At 71.2% G+C, this 15,796-nt stretch carries 17 protein-coding genes; 8 read left to right on the top strand and 9 right to left on the bottom strand.

What is annotated here, in order from left to right:
* The 6 genes from ACLQ29_RS03110 to ACLQ29_RS03135 form a co-directional block, all read right to left on the bottom strand.
* On the bottom strand, window positions 1-1,116 hold a 1,116-nt coding region (locus ACLQ29_RS03110; protein WP_425770126.1), incomplete at its 3' end, for a GDSL-type esterase/lipase family protein.
* Entirely contained in the window at window positions 1,113-2,171 is a 1,059-nt protein-coding gene (locus ACLQ29_RS03115) for a pectinesterase family protein (RefSeq protein WP_425770127.1), read from the bottom strand. The genes ACLQ29_RS03115 and ACLQ29_RS03110, both read right to left, overlap by 4 nt.
* Before the next feature lie 174 nt (window positions 2,172-2,345).
* Window positions 2,346-2,969 carry a hypothetical protein gene (locus ACLQ29_RS03120; protein ID WP_425770128.1) on the bottom strand — a complete coding sequence of 208 codons (624 nt, stop codon included), beginning with the start codon at window positions 2,967-2,969 and terminating at the stop codon, window positions 2,346-2,348.
* 13 nt (window positions 2,970-2,982) lie between these two features.
* Complete coding sequence (locus ACLQ29_RS03125; protein WP_425770129.1) at window positions 2,983-3,564, bottom strand: DNA-3-methyladenine glycosylase I; 582 nt, start codon at window positions 3,562-3,564, stop codon at window positions 2,983-2,985.
* A gap of 40 nt (window positions 3,565-3,604) precedes the next feature.
* Complete coding sequence (locus ACLQ29_RS03130; RefSeq protein WP_425770130.1) at window positions 3,605-4,102, bottom strand: SRPBCC family protein; 498 nt, start codon at window positions 4,100-4,102, stop codon at window positions 3,605-3,607.
* Window positions 4,099-4,746, bottom strand: coding sequence for a DivIVA domain-containing protein (locus ACLQ29_RS03135; protein ID WP_425770131.1), 648 nt, complete (start codon window positions 4,744-4,746; stop codon window positions 4,099-4,101). Before ACLQ29_RS03135 ends, ACLQ29_RS03130 begins: the two co-directional genes overlap by 4 nt.
* Before the next feature lie 148 nt (window positions 4,747-4,894).
* Here ACLQ29_RS03135 and folP point away from each other — a divergent pair, with 148 nt between their 5' ends.
* The gene (gene folP, locus ACLQ29_RS03140; protein ID WP_425770132.1) at window positions 4,895-5,764 is read left to right on the top strand and encodes a dihydropteroate synthase; all 870 of its coding nucleotides are present in this window, start codon (window positions 4,895-4,897) and stop codon (window positions 5,762-5,764) included.
* 67 nt (window positions 5,765-5,831) lie between these two features.
* Here folP and ndhC read toward each other — a convergent pair whose 3' ends face one another.
* On the bottom strand, window positions 5,832-6,209 hold the full coding sequence (gene ndhC, locus ACLQ29_RS03145; RefSeq protein WP_088986508.1) for an NADH-quinone oxidoreductase subunit A: 378 nt from the start codon (window positions 6,207-6,209) through the stop codon (window positions 5,832-5,834).
* Between the two features lie 128 nt (window positions 6,210-6,337).
* Here ndhC and ACLQ29_RS03150 point away from each other — a divergent pair, with 128 nt between their 5' ends.
* The 3 genes from ACLQ29_RS03150 (at window position 6,338) to ACLQ29_RS03160 (ending at window position 10,977) form a co-directional block, all read left to right on the top strand.
* Complete coding sequence (locus tag ACLQ29_RS03150; protein ID WP_425770133.1) at window positions 6,338-7,801, top strand: hypothetical protein; 1,464 nt, start codon at window positions 6,338-6,340, stop codon at window positions 7,799-7,801.
* A gap of 298 nt (window positions 7,802-8,099) precedes the next feature.
* On the top strand, window positions 8,100-9,947 hold the full coding sequence (locus ACLQ29_RS03155; protein ID WP_425770134.1) for a 2-oxoacid:acceptor oxidoreductase subunit alpha: 1,848 nt from the start codon (window positions 8,100-8,102) through the stop codon (window positions 9,945-9,947).
* Window positions 9,940-10,977 carry a 2-oxoacid:ferredoxin oxidoreductase subunit beta gene (locus ACLQ29_RS03160; protein WP_425770135.1) on the top strand — a complete coding sequence of 346 codons (1,038 nt, stop codon included), beginning with the start codon at window positions 9,940-9,942 and terminating at the stop codon, window positions 10,975-10,977. Before ACLQ29_RS03155 ends, ACLQ29_RS03160 begins: the two co-directional genes overlap by 8 nt.
* Window positions 10,978-11,046: 69 nt before the next feature.
* Here the strand turns inward: ACLQ29_RS03160 and ACLQ29_RS03165 are convergent, their stop codons facing one another.
* Window positions 11,047-11,691 carry an FMN-dependent NADH-azoreductase gene (locus tag ACLQ29_RS03165; RefSeq protein ID WP_425758334.1) on the bottom strand — a complete coding sequence of 215 codons (645 nt, stop codon included), beginning with the start codon at window positions 11,689-11,691 and terminating at the stop codon, window positions 11,047-11,049.
* 82 nt (window positions 11,692-11,773) lie between these two features.
* Between ACLQ29_RS03165 and ACLQ29_RS03170 the strand changes: the two genes are divergently transcribed.
* Window positions 11,774-12,253: a MarR family winged helix-turn-helix transcriptional regulator gene (locus tag ACLQ29_RS03170; protein ID WP_425770136.1), complete on the top strand. Its 480-nt coding sequence runs from the start codon at window positions 11,774-11,776 to the stop codon at window positions 12,251-12,253.
* A gap of 124 nt (window positions 12,254-12,377) precedes the next feature.
* Here ACLQ29_RS03170 and ACLQ29_RS03175 read toward each other — a convergent pair whose 3' ends face one another.
* On the bottom strand, window positions 12,378-13,391 hold the full coding sequence (locus ACLQ29_RS03175; protein WP_425770138.1) for a potassium channel family protein: 1,014 nt from the start codon (window positions 13,389-13,391) through the stop codon (window positions 12,378-12,380).
* A 211-nt stretch (window positions 13,392-13,602) separates the two neighbouring features.
* On the opposite strand from ACLQ29_RS03175, the gene ACLQ29_RS03180 reads away from it, so the two are divergent.
* From ACLQ29_RS03180 to ACLQ29_RS03190, 3 genes are all read left to right on the top strand, one after another.
* Window positions 13,603-14,088 carry a helix-turn-helix domain-containing protein gene (locus ACLQ29_RS03180; RefSeq protein WP_425770139.1) on the top strand — a complete coding sequence of 162 codons (486 nt, stop codon included), beginning with the start codon at window positions 13,603-13,605 and terminating at the stop codon, window positions 14,086-14,088.
* Window positions 14,089-14,222: 134 nt separating this feature from the next.
* Complete coding sequence (locus tag ACLQ29_RS03185; RefSeq protein ID WP_425770140.1) at window positions 14,223-14,825, top strand: ClpP family protease; 603 nt, start codon at window positions 14,223-14,225, stop codon at window positions 14,823-14,825.
* Between the two features lie 71 nt (window positions 14,826-14,896).
* The gene (locus ACLQ29_RS03190; protein ID WP_425770141.1) at window positions 14,897-15,664 is read left to right on the top strand and encodes a hypothetical protein; all 768 of its coding nucleotides are present in this window, start codon (window positions 14,897-14,899) and stop codon (window positions 15,662-15,664) included.
* Window positions 15,665-15,796 lie beyond the last annotated feature (132 nt).

Genomic DNA, 15,796 nt, shown 5'->3' on the forward strand with positions numbered 1-15,796 from the left:
CGTGGGGGCCGGGGTCGTGGTCAGTCGTGCGCTGAGGATCGGGGCCAGCCTGTCGGTGATGGCCTGGTGACCCGCGTCGTTGGGGTGCACCGAGTCGCTTAGACCGCCCGACGGCAGCCAGCCGGTGGTGTCCAGGTAGAACACGTCGGCGTCACCCGCCGCGTTGCGTGCCCGCACCGCGGCCTCCGTCTCCGCCGCATAACGACCGATGAACGTCCGCATCGCGAAGAGCTTGGCGTTCGGAAACCTGGCCCGGATCCTCGTGAGAAAGGTCGTGTACGTCGCCTGGAAAGCTGCGGCGCTCACGCCGTGGCTCTTGTCGTTGGTCCCCAGGTTGATCACCACACCGTCGGCCGTGTAGCGGGAGAAGTCCCACTGGTCGGTGCCGGCCTGGCCACCGGACGACATCCAGTAGCGGGTCGTCTGCGCCCAGCATCCATCGGTCGTCTCGGCCAGACACATGCCACCGATCGCGATCTGGGTGTGGTCGTAGCCGAGCCTCTCACCGACCTTGAAGGCGTAGTCCGTCACGGCAAGCTGACTGCTCGTGGCGCCTGCGGTGATCGAGTCACCGACGAACTCGACAAGCTTGGGCCGGGGCGGCGGCTTGAACGTGCCCGCGCCCGAATCCAGGACCAGCCCCTGGAAGACCGCGTCACCGGTGTAGGAGCCGGCCACCTGCCGGTAACTGACGATCAACGTGTGGTTGCCGGCCGCCAGCGCGGTCGGCGTCAGGTTGATCGTGCCGGAGCCGGTGAAGGACGTGAACGCCCTACCGTCGATGCTGGCCCACAGCTGGATGGTGTTGCGCTGCCGGAGCTTCACCGTTTTGCCGGTGAATCCGACCCGCAGGTACGCGCCGGCCCAGTAGGGCACGTAGGCCGAGGCGTTCGCCTTGTTCCACCGGCCGACGAAGCTGATGTTCGAGTCGGTCGGGGTGCCGTCGCCGACCGCGGCCTGGGCGCTGAGGGCCGGCAGACCTGCGGCGAGCACCCCGGCGGCGACCGCGATGAGGGCCGCGGTACGCGTCCTCGCCAGTGCGTGCCGGAGTGTCCCGAGTCGGGTGCGCGGGCGGACGAGAGGGTGACCGTGTTCGAAGGACCGGATCTTCGTCATCGGATCGGGTTCCAGCCGTCGTTACCCGCCAGGTAGGCGGTGGGGGTGTATTGGGTGGCGGTGGCGGCGCTCAGCTGGGGCCGGTTGGCGTTGATGCCGGCGCCGGCACCGGTGCTGCCGTACTCCGCGAAGCGGGCGGTCCTCCACGAGAAGCCGGACATGTCGGTCCAGGGGTCGGTGCGGATGTGCGCGCCCATCGCGACGCCCCGGTAGAGGACCTGGCCACGGGCGTTGACGTCGCCGCTGGGGTGCCAGGGGCGGCCCAGATAGACGGTCCTGGCGGGAGCGTTGCTGGTCAACGTGGTTGCCCAGAACAGGAAGCCGAACCTGTTGTTGATGTCGGTGGCCGCAGCGGTGACGTAGCCGTTGTTCGACGACGAGCCCCGGGTGAGCGAGTGCACGGTGCCGTTCTGGAAGACCATGGTGCCCCGCCCGAAGATGAAGTCGACGTCGCCCTCTACGTAGGAGTTGCGAACGTAGAGACGCCGGACCGAGCTGACACTTGGTGCGTTGACCAGCAGGGTGTCCTGGTTGCCAAGGATGCGGACGTTGTCGAACTGCACCCGGTCGCCGGAGGTGTTGACGGCGACGGCCTGCTCGGCGTCGAGGGTGTTGGCGGCTTCGTTGAAGTCGTTCGCCATGGTCAGATTCTTGATCGTGGTGTCGTTGGCGTTGACGAAGACCGAGGCACTGCCGGACGTGCCGTACGTACCGCCACCGGGCTTGGTCTGGCCGGCCGCATGCCCTTCGACGATCACCACCTGGGCGGCGGAGCCGCCGGCGCCGGCCAACGTGAGATAGGGCTTGTTGGCGGGGATGGTGACCACGCCCCGGTAGGTGCCGGGTTTGATGGTGATGGTGACCGGAACGCCGTTGTTCGCCGCGACACTGTCGACCGCCGCCTGCACAGTCGTGTAGGTGCCGCTGCCGTCGGCGGCCACAGTGATGGTCGCGGAGGCGGACGCGGCGGAAACCGTCGAGACCGCGGCGGCGAGAGCGCACGCCGTCACCACCGCCACCGAGCGCGCGCGAAGAATCCTGCCGAATGTGGTCATAAGCGTCCTCCGAATCAACGGGGGCCTCAGCCGGCGATCCTGCCGACCGGCAGACGACGACGTAAGTTAACGCTAACATCGATGATTGGAAATATGAACGGAACGAACCGCCCAACCGAACGGTGCTAAGGCCTGTTTCGTAAGAACTGGCCCACCGCCCTTATGAAACAGGCCTCAGTCGTCCTCTTCCGGGTCCTGGTTGGCCTCCGCGCCCAGCACGAACGCCTGCATGGCCAGCTCGTCGTCGGACGGCGAGACGAACGCGGGCAGCTCACGCGGGCCCAACTCCTGCACGTACGACCAGAACAGCCGGACCGCCTCGGCCCGCGTGCCGGCCTCGATCGGCAGGTCGAGGCTGACCAGCCAGGTGCGCCGCGCCGGGGGCGGGCCGAGCTGGTCGGCGAGCGCCCGGAAGGCCGCCGGCTCCAGCGCGGTGACCGGCCCGTCGAGCGTCAGCAGGTCGGCCGGCACCGGCTCGTCGAAGGCCCGCCGGGTGTACGCCACGACGACGGTCTCCGGCTCGACCGGGGACTGCGGGTCGTCCGGGTCTTCGCGGTGACGCTGACCCGGGGCGCGGACCCGACCGAGCGCGACCAGCCGCGGCGGCGCGTCGACAAGCACCGCCACCTGGTCTCCCGGACCCGGGCGGGTGCTGTCGGCCAGCCCGGTCAGCTCCAGCGTGTCGTGGTGCACGAGCCGCTCGGCCTCGTACCGCTCGGCCGGCAGCAGCACGGCCCAGGTGCCCAACCCGTCGGCACGGCCGGATCCCCCGGCCCGGTACGCGGTCTCGGTCGTCATGCCTGCCATCCCATCACGTCGCCGGGGCGAGGGTGACGTGACAGCCGACGATGTGATCGTCGACCATGCCGGTGGCCTGCATCAGCGCGTACGCGGTGGTCGGGCCGACGAACCGGAAGCCGCGCTTCTTGAGCGCCTTGGCCATCGCCGTCGACTCCGCGGTGATCGGCGCCAGCTCGGCGAACGAGGCGGGGCGGGCCGGTCGGGGCTCCGGGGCGAAGGACCAGAGCAGCGCGGACAACCCTTCCGGCACCTCCAGAGCGGCGCGGGCATTGGCGATCGCCGCCTCGATCTTGGCCCGGTTGCGGACGATGCCGGCGTCGGCGAGCAGCCGGGTCACGTCGGCGTCGGAGTATCCGGCGACGGTCGGGATGTGGAACTCGTCGAAGGCCAGCCGGAACGCCGGACGTTTGCGCAGGATGGTCAGCCAGGACAACCCGGACTGGAACGCCTCCAGCGTCATCCGCTCGTAGAGCGCGTCGTCGCCGCGCAGCGGGCGACCCCACTCGGTGTCGTGGTAGATGGCGTAGTCGGGGGTGCTCGACCCCCAGGCGCAGCGAGGCAGCCCGTCGGCACCGATCACCAGGTCAGTCACGTCGTACACGCTAGGGCATCGCTCCGACACCCCATCGCGGTCAGGGCAGCCGGCCCCGCTCGACCAGTCGGGCGAACCTCTTCAGCGCCTGGGTGAGGCCGAGCTTGGCGCCCGGCCAGAGCACCGGCCACGCCAGTCGACCGGCCCGGCCGCCCGGCAGGTGGAACCACTCGTGCCAGACGACCTGGGTGCGGTTTCGGTCCAGTTGGGTGCAGCGCAGCACACCCGGGCCGCGCAGCAGCTGGCCGTAGTGCACCACGCCGATCTCGTACGGTTCGTCGACCCGGACCACCCGCATCTCGTCGCGCAGCACGGCCCGGCCGAGCGCGGTCACCGCCTCGATGCGGCTGCCCTCGCGCCCGTCGCCCTCGACCACGCGCACCCGGGTGAACGGGATCCAGTCGGACTGACGTTCCCAGGCGAGCAGTGCGGCGAAGACCCGCTCGGCGGGAGCGTCGACGATCACGGTGGCGGTGACCTCACCGGCACCGGGTTGGGCGGCCTCACGAAGATCGTCAGCGCCGCCCGTGCCGGTCACGCCGACTCCGACCGCACCGCCGCGCCCTGCTGCCCGGTGCCGTCGGCGGGCGCGCCGTCGGTCTGCTCAGGGTCGGCCGCCGTACCACCGGACGGCACGACGGCCGACGCCACACCGTCGGAATCGGCGGGTGACGAGGTGGCGGCGGGCTCCGGACCCGCGCTTGTCGAGCCGATCGGGGCGGCCCCGGCGTCGGCCGGCGACTTCGCCGCGTCGGACTCGGCCGCGTCGGACTCGGCCGCGTCGGACTGCGCCGTGTCGGCCGCGTCCGCGGTCGTCGCCCTGATGGCGGACTGTTCGCGGGCGTCGCGCAGCACGTCCGCGTCGTCGGTGCGGCCCGCACGCAACGCGGTGACCTCCGCCTCCAGCACGCCGATCAGCTCCGACTTGTAGCCGATGTCGTAGGCGGCACGGCGCATCGCCTGATCGACCTGAGCCATCCGGTACCCGCGCAAGGCGGTGTCGAAACGGACCGCGCCCACGTCGGACTCGCGCAGTGGCCGGGTGCCGGGCAGCGCCACGGCCTGCGAATCCGGCTCGGCGGGCACCAGACCGGGATCACGGCCACTGACCAGCACCGTCACGCCGAATATCACCGCCGCGACCGTCAACGCCACGACCAGGAGGAGCAGAAGCTGACCCATGTACTGATCGTGGCACGGCAGCCGGCCGGGAGCGACCCCGCCACCCGTCCCGATCACGATCCGACGCCGCCCGGAGTCGCGGCCGGACCAGCGACTAGCGTCGGGGTCGGCCGACGCGGCAGCGACGGCAGACTCTCGGGAGGCGGGCATGGCCGGGGCGCTTCGGCTGGGCGGGCGCACGTTCGCCCCCGACGAGCTGGTGGTGATGGCGATCGTCAACCGCACCCCGGACTCGTTCTTCGACCGAGGGGCCACCTACGCCGCCGACAGTGCTCTGCGCGCGGTGGAGCGGGCCGTCGCCGAAGGTGCGGCGATCATCGACATCGGCGGAGTCAAGGCCGGCCCCGGCGCGGAGGTGGACGTCGTCGAGGAGATCCGCCGCACGGTGGACACCATCGCCGCCGTCCGGGCCGCGTTCCCGGGGGTGGTGATCTCGATCGACACCTGGCGCGCCGAGGTGGCGACGGAGGCCGTGGCAGCCGGCGCGGACCTGCTCAACGACACCTGGTCGGGAGCCGACCCGACCCTGGCCCGGGTGGCCGCACGGACCGGCGCGGGCCTGGTCTGCTCGCACGCCGGCGGCCTGGTCCCCCGGACCCGGCCGCACCGGGCCGCCTTCCCCGACGTGGTCACCGACGTGGTCGCGACGGTGACCGGGCTCGCCGAGCGAGCGGTCGCGGCCGGGGTACGCCCCGACGGCATCCTCATCGACCCGGCACACGACTTCGGCAAGAACACCAGGCACTCCCTGGAGATCACCCGCCGACTGGGCGAGCTGACCGACACCGGCTGGCCGGTGCTGGTGGCGCTCTCCAACAAGGACTTCATCGGCGAGTCGCTGGACCTGCCGGTGCCCGAACGACTGGAGGGCACGCTCGCCGCGACGGCGGTCTCGGCCTGGCTGGGCGCCCGGGTTTTCCGGGCTCACCAGGTCGGCCCGACCCGCCGGGTGCTGGACATGGTGGCCTCGATCCGGGGCGACCGCCCACCGTCGGCGACGCGCCGCGGCCTCGCCTGACCGGTCGTCGCCGGGAGCGACCGACAACGGTCGGGCGGACCGGGCCGATCGCCGGAGGTGGCGACGCTCAGGTCCAGCGGAGGATGTTCCTGCGCCAGGCGTAGAGGATGCCGAGCGCGAGCACCGCCACGAACACCGCCATCTCCACCACAGTCACCAGGCCGAAGCCCGGCCGGTCGAAGACCACCGCCCAGGGGAAGAGGAACACCGCCTCGACCGCGAACAGCACGTAGAGGTACGCGTAGACGTAGTAGCGGATCTGCATCTGAGCCCAGTCCGCGCCGACCGGGTCGAGCCCGCACTCGTAGCTGGCCCGCTTGCCCGGCGGGTCAGCCGGACGCGCGGGGCGTAACACCCGGTTGGCCGAGAACGCCGTAACAAAGAACAGAACGCTGGCGAGCAGCAAGAGCCCGAGCGTCGCGTACGAGCCCAGGTATCCGGTCACAGTCGGGAGCCTACCGTCCGCCCGGGAGGGCCGTCCCAAACACGTTACGGATTTGTTTCCAGATGGGACTAGTGCGCCGGGGCAACTGTTACCGACCATTGGACACCCACCCATGCACCGGAGGACAGATGGCCCGCCTGAAGGCATCGCCCGGTACGCGGGCGGAGGGGCGGCACCCCAGGTCCCTGCTGGCGACCTCGCTCGTGCTCGGTCTGCTCGCGGCGCTCGCCGTGGGGCCGGCCTGGGCCAGCGCGGCAACGCCGGAGGCGGGCCCGGTCGTGACGATGACCGACCCGGTCAGCGAACCCGGGGGCGACCCCGGGTCCAGCCCGACGGACGAGCCGCCCCCGACCGAGGAGCCGGGCGGTTCGCCGGCGCCGAGCAACCCGGCGCCGGAGACCACCGCGCCGCCGCCGCAGACGCAGCCGCCGGCACCGGAGACCACCGCGCCGGAGGTGCCGCCGGTACCGAGCAACAACGCGCCCGCGCCGGGCGGAGCACCCACCGCGGCACCCCCGGCCCCTCCGGCGCCCCCGGTGCTGCCGGCGCCCCCGGTCCCGCCGGTCCGCCCGCCCGGCCCGGGTCCGGAGGCGCCGCCGGCGAACCCGCTCGGTGTGCAGGTCACCACCCAGGACGTCACGCTCTCCAAGGCCTACTGGAACGCGGCCAGCACCGCCACCACCCTGCAGGTCACGGTCCACAACACCGGCACGACGGCGCAACGGATCCGCCTCTCGTACACGCTGCCGCTCGGGCTGACCGACGTGGGGACGAAGGGCTGCGCCGCCGCCGGCGGCGGTACGTACCACTGTGGGGCCTGGACGGCCGGAGCCGGCGTCCGGTTCAGCGCTGTGCTCCGCCTGCGGGTCGACGGCACCGCGTGGCAGAAGATGCCCCTCGCCGGCTCCGTCCAGGTCGTCGCGGACGCGCCAGGGGTGCCCGGGGAAGCGGTCGACGACCAGGGCTTCGCGGTGCTCTTCCCGCCCGGCCCCCCGGTGCCCGGGATCACGCTCGCCGCCGACGAGGTCGCCTTCGACATCAGCGGCTCCGCCAGCATCCTCACGCTCCGGCTGGGCAACGCCGGCACGGTGGACGCCGACGGCCGGATCGAGGTCGTCCTGCCGAGCGGGGTGACAGTCCCGACCCCACCGGCCGGCTGCGTGGCGGTCGACCCGACCCGGACCCGCTGCGACGCGGGCACGGTCGCGGCGGGCCGGACCGCCGAGCTGCGGCTGCCGATGGAGGCGACGCCGCAGGCGCAGCGGGAAGCGCCGCTGTCCGGTGCCGTGATCGGCCAACTCGACCCGCGCAGCGGCACGACCCGGCAGGTGCAGATGAGTTTCCGGATCACCGCGGCGGCCGCGCTGGCCACGCCCGTGGTCTCACCGCCCGCGCCGACCGGCTCCCAGGGCGTGCTGCCCGGGGGTGCCGCCGACGACGACGAGGGGATGACCTCGGTGCGGCGTACGGCGATCATCCTGATCGTGGTCTCCGCGCTGCTTGTGGTGTTGGCTCTCACGCTTGCCACCATCTCGCTGCGGCGCCGGTTCGCCGGCCCGGCACCCGAGCCGGCGTCCCACCCCGCCGACTGACCGACGAGCGACCCTTGGACCGCGTGTGTCCGGGGGTCGGCGGAGCGGATCTGTGGTGATCTGAATTACGGCGGCCGGGGCATACGCGCGCAAAAACGGGCAATTCCCAGCCCAGTTCAGTCCCAGTCGGCGGACCTCCGGCGCTGGTTAGGGCTCCCTTAGACGTAGGCTCTCAGATGAGGTACGACAGCGGCCGGGCCAGCCTGGGGCGGTGCGGTGAAACGTTGCGTCGAGGAGGTTCCGTGGCCGGGCAAGGCGAGGTTCTGCGAGCCCCGCAGTCGCGAACGAAGGTGGCAGAGTGACCAAGCAGATCCGTCAACTCGACCGGGTGGTCATCCGGTTCGCCGGTGACTCCGGCGACGGCATGCAGCTGACCGGCGACCGGTTCACCTCGGAGACGGCGCAGCTCGGCAACGACATCTCCACGCTGCCAAACTTCCCCGCCGAGATCCGCGCTCCCGCCGGCACCCTGCCCGGCGTGTCGAGCTTCCAGGTGCACTTCGCCGACTACGACATCCTCACCCCCGGCGACGCGCCGAACGTGCTGGTGGCGATGAACCCGGCGGCTCTCAAGGCCAACCTGGCCGACCTGCCGCGCGGCGCGGACATCATCGTCAACACCGACGAGTTCACCAAGCGCAACCTCGCCAAGGTCGGCTACCAGGCCAGCCCGTTGGACGACGACTCGCTGGCCGGCTACGTCGTGCACCCGGTGGCGCTGACCTCGATGACGGTCGGCGCGCTCGCCGACTACCAGGTGTCCAAGAAGGACGCCGAGCGGTCGAAGAACATGTTCGCCCTCGGCCTGCTCTCCTGGATGTACTCGCGGCCCTACGAGTCGACGCTGCGCTTCCTGGAGCGCAAGTTCGCGTCCCGTCCGGAGCTGGTCGCCGCGAACGTCGCTGCCTTCCGGGCCGGCTGGAACTTCGGCGAGACGACCGAGGACTTCGCGGTCCGCTACGAGGTCAAGCCGGCGAAGATGAAGCCGGGCACCTACCGCAACATCACCGGCAACGCGGCGCTCTCGTTGGGTCTGGTGGCCGCCGGGGTCCGCTCCGGGCTGCCGGTCTTCCTCGGCGCGTACCCGATCACGCCCGCGTCGGACATCCTGCACGAGTTGAGCAAGCACAAGCGCTTCGGCGTCACCACCGTGCAGGCCGAGGACGAGATCGCCGCGGTCGGCGCGGCGCTCGGCGCGTCGTACGGCGGTGCGCTCGGTGTGACCACCACCAGCGGCCCCGGCGTGGCACTCAAGAGCGAGACGATCTCCCTCGCGGTGGCGCTGGAGCTGCCCCTGGTGATCGTGGACGTGCAGCGCGCCGGCCCCTCCACAGGCATGCCGACCAAGACCGAGCAGGCCGACCTCAACATGGCGCTCTACGGTCGGCACGGCGAGGCGCCCGTCGCGGTGATCGCGCCCCGGTCACCGTCGGACTGCTTCTTCGCGGCGCTGGAGGCGGCCCGGATCGCGCTCACCTACCGCACCCCGGTGATCCTGCTGTCCGACAACTACGTCGCCAACGGCTCCGAGCCGTGGCTGCTGCCCGACGTGGAGTCGCTGCCCGACCTGCGGGTCGAGTTCGCCACCGAGCCCAACGGCGAGGACGGCACCACCTTCCTGCCCTACCTGCGTGATCCGGAGACCCTGGCCCGGCCGTGGGCGATCCCCGGCACGGCCGGGCTGGAGCACCGGATCGGCGGCCTGGAAAAGGCCGACAAGACCGGAGACATCTCCTACGACCCGGCCAACCACGATTTCATGGTGCGCACCCGCGCCGCCCGGATCGAGGCGATCGGAGTGCCGGACATCGAGGTGGAGGACCCGGACGGCGACGCCCGGGTGCTGGTCCTCGGCTGGGGCTCGACGTACGGGCCGATCGGCGCGGCGTGCCGGGGGGTGCGCCAGCGCGGGCTGTCCATCGCCCAGGCGCACCTGCGGCACCTGGCCCCGATGCCGGCCAATCTCGGTGCGGTGCTGCGCGCGTACGACAAGGTGGTCATCCCGGAGATGAACCTGGGCCAGCTCGCCCACGTCATCCGGGCCCGCTACCTGGTCGACGCGATCAGCTACAACCAGGTCCGCGGCCTGCCGTTCACGGCCGCCGAGCTGGAGACGACGCTGGAAGAGGTCCTGAAGAATGTCTGAGAAGCCCGTCGCCCTCAAGCTCACCGCGAAGGACTTCAAGTCCGACCAGGAGGTGCGCTGGTGCCCCGGCTGCGGTGACTACGCGATCCTCGCCGCCATCCAGCAGTTCATGCCGGAGCTGAACATCCCCCGCGAGCGGACCGTCTTCGTCTCCGGGATCGGCTGCTCGTCGCGCTTCCCGTACTACATGAACACCTACGGGATGCACTCGATCCACGGCCGCGCCCCGGCGATCGCGACCGGCCTGTCGGTGTCCCGGCCGGACCTGTCCGTCTGGGTGGTCACCGGTGACGGCGACGCGCTCTCCATCGGTGGCAACCACCTGATCCACGCGCTGCGGCGCAACGTCAACCTCAAGATCCTGCTGTTCAACAACCGGATCTACGGTCTGACCAAGGGCCAGTACTCGCCGACGTCCGAGGTCGGCAAGGTCACCAAGTCGACCCCGGCCGGCTCGGCGGACGCCCCGTTCAACCCGCTCTCGCTCGCGCTCGGAGCGGAGGCCAGCTTCGTCGGTCGGACCATCGACTCCGACCGCAAGCACCTCCAGTCGGTGCTGCGGGCCGCCGCCGAGCACGAGGGTTCGGCGTTCGTGGAGATCTACCAGAACTGCAACATCTTCAACGACGGGGCGTTCGAGCAGCTCAAGGACCCGTCCACCCGGGACGACTACCTGATCCGCCTGGAGCACGGCCAGCCGATCACCTTCGGCAATGACGGGCAGTTCTGCGTGGTGCACCCGCCGGGCGGCTTCGGCCTGGAGGTCCGGGAGACCAGCTCGGTCCGCCCGGAGGAGATCGTCGTGCACGACGCCACGGTGGCCGATCCGGCGTACGCCTTCGCGCTGTCCCGGCTGCCCGGCCTGGACCTGCGCAACACCCCGATCGGAGTGTTCCGCTCGGTGGACCGACCGTCCTACGACAGTGTGGTGCAGGGTCAGCTTGCGGCCGCCAAGGCGACGGTCACCGAGACTCCCGAGCAGCAGCTCGCCGGCCTGCTGGCCAGCGGCGACACCTGGACGATCCTCTGATCCGACCGTGTTGACGAGAGCGGCCGTCCCCGATCCGGGGGCGGCCGCTCTCGTCGTACCGGCGCTGCCTCAGCGCTGGGCGGAGGCCGGCGTCCAGAGGTTGTCGATCTCCTTCTCGGTCGCCGTCAGGCTCGCCTCGTGCAGCGGGATCAGCTCGGCCATCGCCGGCACCGAGGGCGCCAGGGTCAACTCGGTGCTGATGAAGCGCGGCTCCAGGCCGGTCATCGACAGGCCGTGCGGGAGCCACTGCTCCGCGTGGTCCCAGCCGTGGCGCGGGGTGCCCTCGCCGTAGCCGCCGCCCCGGGTGGCCAGCACCACGAACTCGCGGCCGCCGAGCAGGCCCTCCTGCGTCGTCGGGTCGTAGGTGAGGCCGGCGACGATCAGGTGGTCGACCCAGGACTTGACGCTGCTGGGCGCGCCGTAGTTGTAGAGCGGCAGGCCGAGCAGCACCACGTCGGCCTGCTTCACCTCGTCGACGAGCCGCTCGCTGAGCTCCCAGGATTCGCGCTGGGCCGGGGTGTGCTGGTCCGGCGGCGTCATCCGGGCCAGGCCGCCCGCCGCGTCGAGGTGCGGCAGCGGTTCCGCGCCGAGGTCCCGGTAGGTCACCGTGCCGTCCGGGTGGGCCGCACGCCACGTGGCGACCGCGCGGGCGGTGAGCCGACGGCTGATCGACCAGTCACCCCGAATGCTTGAGTCGATATGCAGCAGATGCATTATTCCTCCTCCAAGGATCGTCTGTGCAGCACCAACCATTTATAGCAGGCCGATGTTCCATCTGATCGGTAGACTGGGTCACATGTCCGCCCTGCCGCCTGCCCCCTCGGAGCACCGATCGGGTGCGCTCCTGGACCATCTGGCGCGGCGGATGCGACTGCGGTCGGAGTCGGTGCTGGCGCCGCTGGGCCTGCGGCCGCGGCATCTGGTCGCGCTCACGGTGCTGCGGGCCGGCGGCGGCACGAGCCAACAGGCGCTCGCCACCATCCTGGAAATGGACAGCACGAACATCGTCGGGCTGCTCAACGACCTGGAAGCGGAGCAACTCGTCGAGCGCCGCCGCTCCCCCGAGGACCGCCGCCGGCACGTGGTCGAACTCACCGAAGACGGCGCGAAACGCCTCAGCGAGGCCGAATGCGCCCTCGCCGGAGCCGAGGACGAGGTGCTGGGGGCGCTGGCGCCCAGCGAGCGGGAGACGCTCTACGAACTACTCCGGCGCGCCTCCGCCACGACGCCGGTCAGCTGCACCGAGGCGATCTGCGCCGGCGACGAGACCTTCTGAGCCACGCCCCTACCGCCCACCGGCGACGAGAGGGTCAGCCGTCCGACACGACGGTCAGCCGCCCTGAGGCGGGACGATCAGCCCACTCTGCGACCGGACGACCACGCCGTGCGGCCACGGACGGTCAGGCGGTCGTCGCCGACTGCGGACGATCGTCGCGGACGTGCACGAGCATGTCGCCGGTCTCGATCACCGCGCCGGCCCGGTCGGCCAGGGTGACCACCTTGCCCCGCCGCACCAGGGCGATCACCAACGACTCCAGCTCGCGCGGCGAGCGACCCACCTCGTCCCGCTCCGCCGAGCGCATCGCCAGCGCCATGCCCTGACCCGGAGTGAGCAGATCCTCCACCACGTCGATGAGCGGCGGGGCCGAGGTGGACAGGCCGAGCAGCCGACCCGCGGTGGCCGACGAGACGATCACATGGTGCGCGCCACTCTGCTTGAGCAGCGGGGCGTTCTCCGCCTCGCGGGCCGCCGCGATGATGCGGACCTGGCCGGCGGTGAGCTGCCGTACGGTCAACGCGACAAGGACCGACGCGTCGTCACTGTCGGTCGCGATGATCACGGCCTTGGCGTTCTTGACGTGTGCCTCGTTCAGCACCGACGAGCGGGTCGCCGAGCCCTCGATCGCCACCAGACCGGCGGAGGTGGCCTGCCGCAGGGCGGCGGCGCTGCGCTCCACCACCACGATCCGCGACCGGTCCAGGCCGTTCTCCAGCAGGGCGGAGACCGCGCTGCGCCCCTTGGTGCCGTAGCCGCAGATGATGACGTGGTCCTTCACGGCTCTCCTCCACCGCGACAGGCGACGGCCGGTCCGGTACTGCTCGGTCAGAACTTCCAGGGTGGTGCCGACCAGGATGATAAGGAAGATCACTCGGGCCGGGGTGATGAAGAGGACGTTTACCAGTCGGGCCGACGGCGCGGCCGGGGTGATGTCCCCGTAACCGGTGGTCGAGAGAGACACGACCGCGTAGTAGAAGCAGTCGAGCAGGGTGAGGCCGTCCTCGTTGACGTCGCGGTAGCCGTCCCGGCCCAGATAGACGGCGGCGACCACGGCGAAGACCAGGCCCAGCGCGGCGGCGAGCCGAAGGCTCAGCGCGCTCAGTGGGCCCCGGCGCTGCGCGGGAAAATGGATCACCGTCGAACCTGCCCCGCCACCGTCGCCTGCACGAGCACAACATAGCGGGTACGCCGGGCCCGGCACGTCCGGGTTGCGCAGCGGACAACAGGTGTCCCGGGCGGCTGCACCGCTCCTGGGCGCGCGACCGGGAGAGGATGGGTCGGCCCGGAAGGCCGGGGACGGGCATGATGAGGGTGTTCCCGACGACGACCGCGAAAGTGAGGCCGGCATGTCGTTGCTGCGACGAGTCATCGGCGGAGTGCTCCGTCGACTGCGCCAGAGCCAGGGCCGCACGCTGCGCGAGGTGGCCGTCACCGCCGGAGTCTCCGTGCCCTACCTGTCCGAAGTGGAGCGGGGCCGCAAGGAAGCCTCCTCCGAGGTGCTCGCGGCGATCTGCCGGGCGCTCGGCATCCGCCTGTCCGACCTGTTGGAGGAGGCCCGCGACGACCTGCGCCGGGTCGAGCCCCGCATCCCGGCCGCACCACGGGCGCAACTCACCCGGACCGAACGGGCCGAGGTCGCCCGACACGACGCGAGTCAGCACACCCTCCGGACGAGCAGGCCAGTGCTGCACCGGGCGCCCGGGGCGAGCGGCCCGACCCTCTGCGTCGGGGCGATGGCCTCCGCTGGTGGCTCGCGCCCCGGTCCGCGTACCGCCGCTCTGCGGGGTTGCGCGTGGGCCCGGGCGGGCGCGCGGCGGCTGACCGCCGCGTAGGCCGCGCCGGTTCTGCCGTCGGCGGATCTGCCGCCGGCAGAATCACTGGGCCAGCGACCGCCGTCGCCCGCACGCTGAAGGGGCCGGTCCACCGGGCGGTCCCACCGCTCGCCGGCGTGGTGGAAGGCGGCGGCATGATCTCCCACGGGGTACGGATGCTGGACGGTGCACAACCGTCCTTCGGCGACCAGGTGTTCGAGCGGCTGCTGCGGGAACGGATCGTCTTCCTCGGCACCGAGGTGACCGAGGAGTCGGCCAACCAGATCTGTGCGCAGATCCTGCTGCTCGCGGCCGAGGACGGCGATCGGGACATCTTCCTCTACATCAACTCGCCGGGCGGGTCGGTGAGCGCGGGGATGGCGGTCTACGACACGATGCGCTACGTCCGCAACGACGTGGCCACGTTGGCGCTCGGGCTCGCCGGCTCGATGGGGCAGTTCCTGCTCTGTGCGGGCGCCGCCGGCAAGCGGTACGCGCTGCCGCACTCGCGGATCATGATGCACCAGCCGTCCGGTGGAATGGGCGGCACCGCCTCGGACATCACCATTCAGGCCGAGAACATGCTGCACGTGAAGCGGACGATGCAGGAGCTGACTGTCAAGCACAGTGGACGGACTCTCGACGAGATCCAGCAGGACTGGGACCGGGACCGGTGGTTCACCGCCGAACAGGCCCGGGATTACGGCCTCATCGACCAGGTGATCACCCGAGCCCAGCAACTGCCGACGCCGGTCTGATCCGCCCTGGCCTGCTGACGCCGCCACCACTGGCGAAAATCGGGTAGCGGCCGCCTATTAGGGTCACGTCTATGCGCCGACTGATTCCCACCCTATCGATAGCCCTCGCCGTCGCCCTCGTCGGCGGCTGCGGCACCAAGTCCGACGACTCCGCGGCGCGCGGCGCCTCGGCCGCCCCGGCACCGTCCAAACTCGAACCGGTCGCGGCCGTCAAGCAGGGCATGGACCGCAGCCTCGCGGGCACGCTCAGCATGCAAGCCTCCGTCAAGGCCGGCAACCAGTCGATCACCCTCGGCGGAAAGATGGACCCCGTCGCCAAGGCGATCCAGATCAGTGGCAAGGCCCCGGAACCGATCGAGGTCCGGCTGATCGGCAACACCGCCTACATCAAGTCGGAGTCGATGGAGGGCGAGAAGCCCTGGATGAAGATCGACCTCGCCAAGCTCAAGCCGACGAGCACGCTGCGCCAGTCGTTCGACCTCAAGTCGCAGACCGGCCTCGTCGGTGGCACCGTGTCCGCCCAGGAGGTGGGCGGCGGCCGTTACACAGGCGTCGCCGATCTCAACAAGGCCGCCGAGGCCGCCAGCACCGAGGCCGGTATGCGGGAAGGCCTCCAGTCGACCGCCAAGTTGGCGAAGGACCCGACGGCGGTTCCGTTCGAGGCGACCCTCGACGCCGACGGACGCCTCACCGCGCTCTCCTACACCATTGCCACGAAGTCGCTGGGTGACCTCGTCACCGAGATGAAGATGAGCGACTTCGGCAAGCCGGTCACGGTGGAAGCGCCACCCGCCGGTGAGACCGAGGCTGCCGCCGACGAGATGTACGCGTTCCTCTGACCGGCCGAACATCGTCGGCGGCACAGGCGTGGGCGGCGGGGGTGCCCCCGCCCCCCCCCCCGCGGACGCCCCCCACCCCCCCCCCGGGCGCCCCCGGGGCCCCCCGGCCCCGCCCCACACGGAACCAACCCC

The sequence above is a fragment of the Micromonospora sp. DT228 genome (genome assembly GCF_049841595.1).
Lineage (GTDB): Bacteria > Actinomycetota > Actinomycetes > Mycobacteriales > Micromonosporaceae > Micromonospora.

Excerpts from the sequence above, each read along its gene's own strand:
- ACLQ29_RS03115 (WP_425770127.1), bottom strand. The coding sequence starts at position 2,171 with ATGACCACATTCGGCAGGATTCTTCGCGCGCGCTCGGTGGCGGTGGTG.
- ACLQ29_RS03120 (WP_425770128.1), bottom strand. The coding sequence starts at position 2,969 with ATGACGACCGAGACCGCGTACCGGGCCGGGGGATCCGGCCGTGCCGAC.
- ACLQ29_RS03135 (WP_425770131.1), bottom strand. The coding sequence starts at position 4,746 with ATGGGTCAGCTTCTGCTCCTCCTGGTCGTGGCGTTGACGGTCGCGGCG.
- folP (WP_425770132.1), top strand. The coding sequence starts at position 4,895 with ATGGCCGGGGCGCTTCGGCTGGGCGGGCGCACGTTCGCCCCCGACGAG.
- ACLQ29_RS03150 (WP_425770133.1), top strand. The coding sequence starts at position 6,338 with ATGGCCCGCCTGAAGGCATCGCCCGGTACGCGGGCGGAGGGGCGGCAC.
- ACLQ29_RS03160 (WP_425770135.1), top strand. The coding sequence starts at position 9,940 with ATGTCTGAGAAGCCCGTCGCCCTCAAGCTCACCGCGAAGGACTTCAAG.
- ACLQ29_RS03165 (WP_425758334.1), bottom strand. The coding sequence starts at position 11,691 with ATGCATCTGCTGCATATCGACTCAAGCATTCGGGGTGACTGGTCGATC.
- ACLQ29_RS03170 (WP_425770136.1), top strand. The coding sequence starts at position 11,774 with ATGTCCGCCCTGCCGCCTGCCCCCTCGGAGCACCGATCGGGTGCGCTC.
- ACLQ29_RS03180 (WP_425770139.1), top strand. The coding sequence starts at position 13,603 with ATGTCGTTGCTGCGACGAGTCATCGGCGGAGTGCTCCGTCGACTGCGC.
- ACLQ29_RS03185 (WP_425770140.1), top strand. The coding sequence starts at position 14,223 with ATGATCTCCCACGGGGTACGGATGCTGGACGGTGCACAACCGTCCTTC.
- ACLQ29_RS03190 (WP_425770141.1), top strand. The coding sequence starts at position 14,897 with ATGCGCCGACTGATTCCCACCCTATCGATAGCCCTCGCCGTCGCCCTC.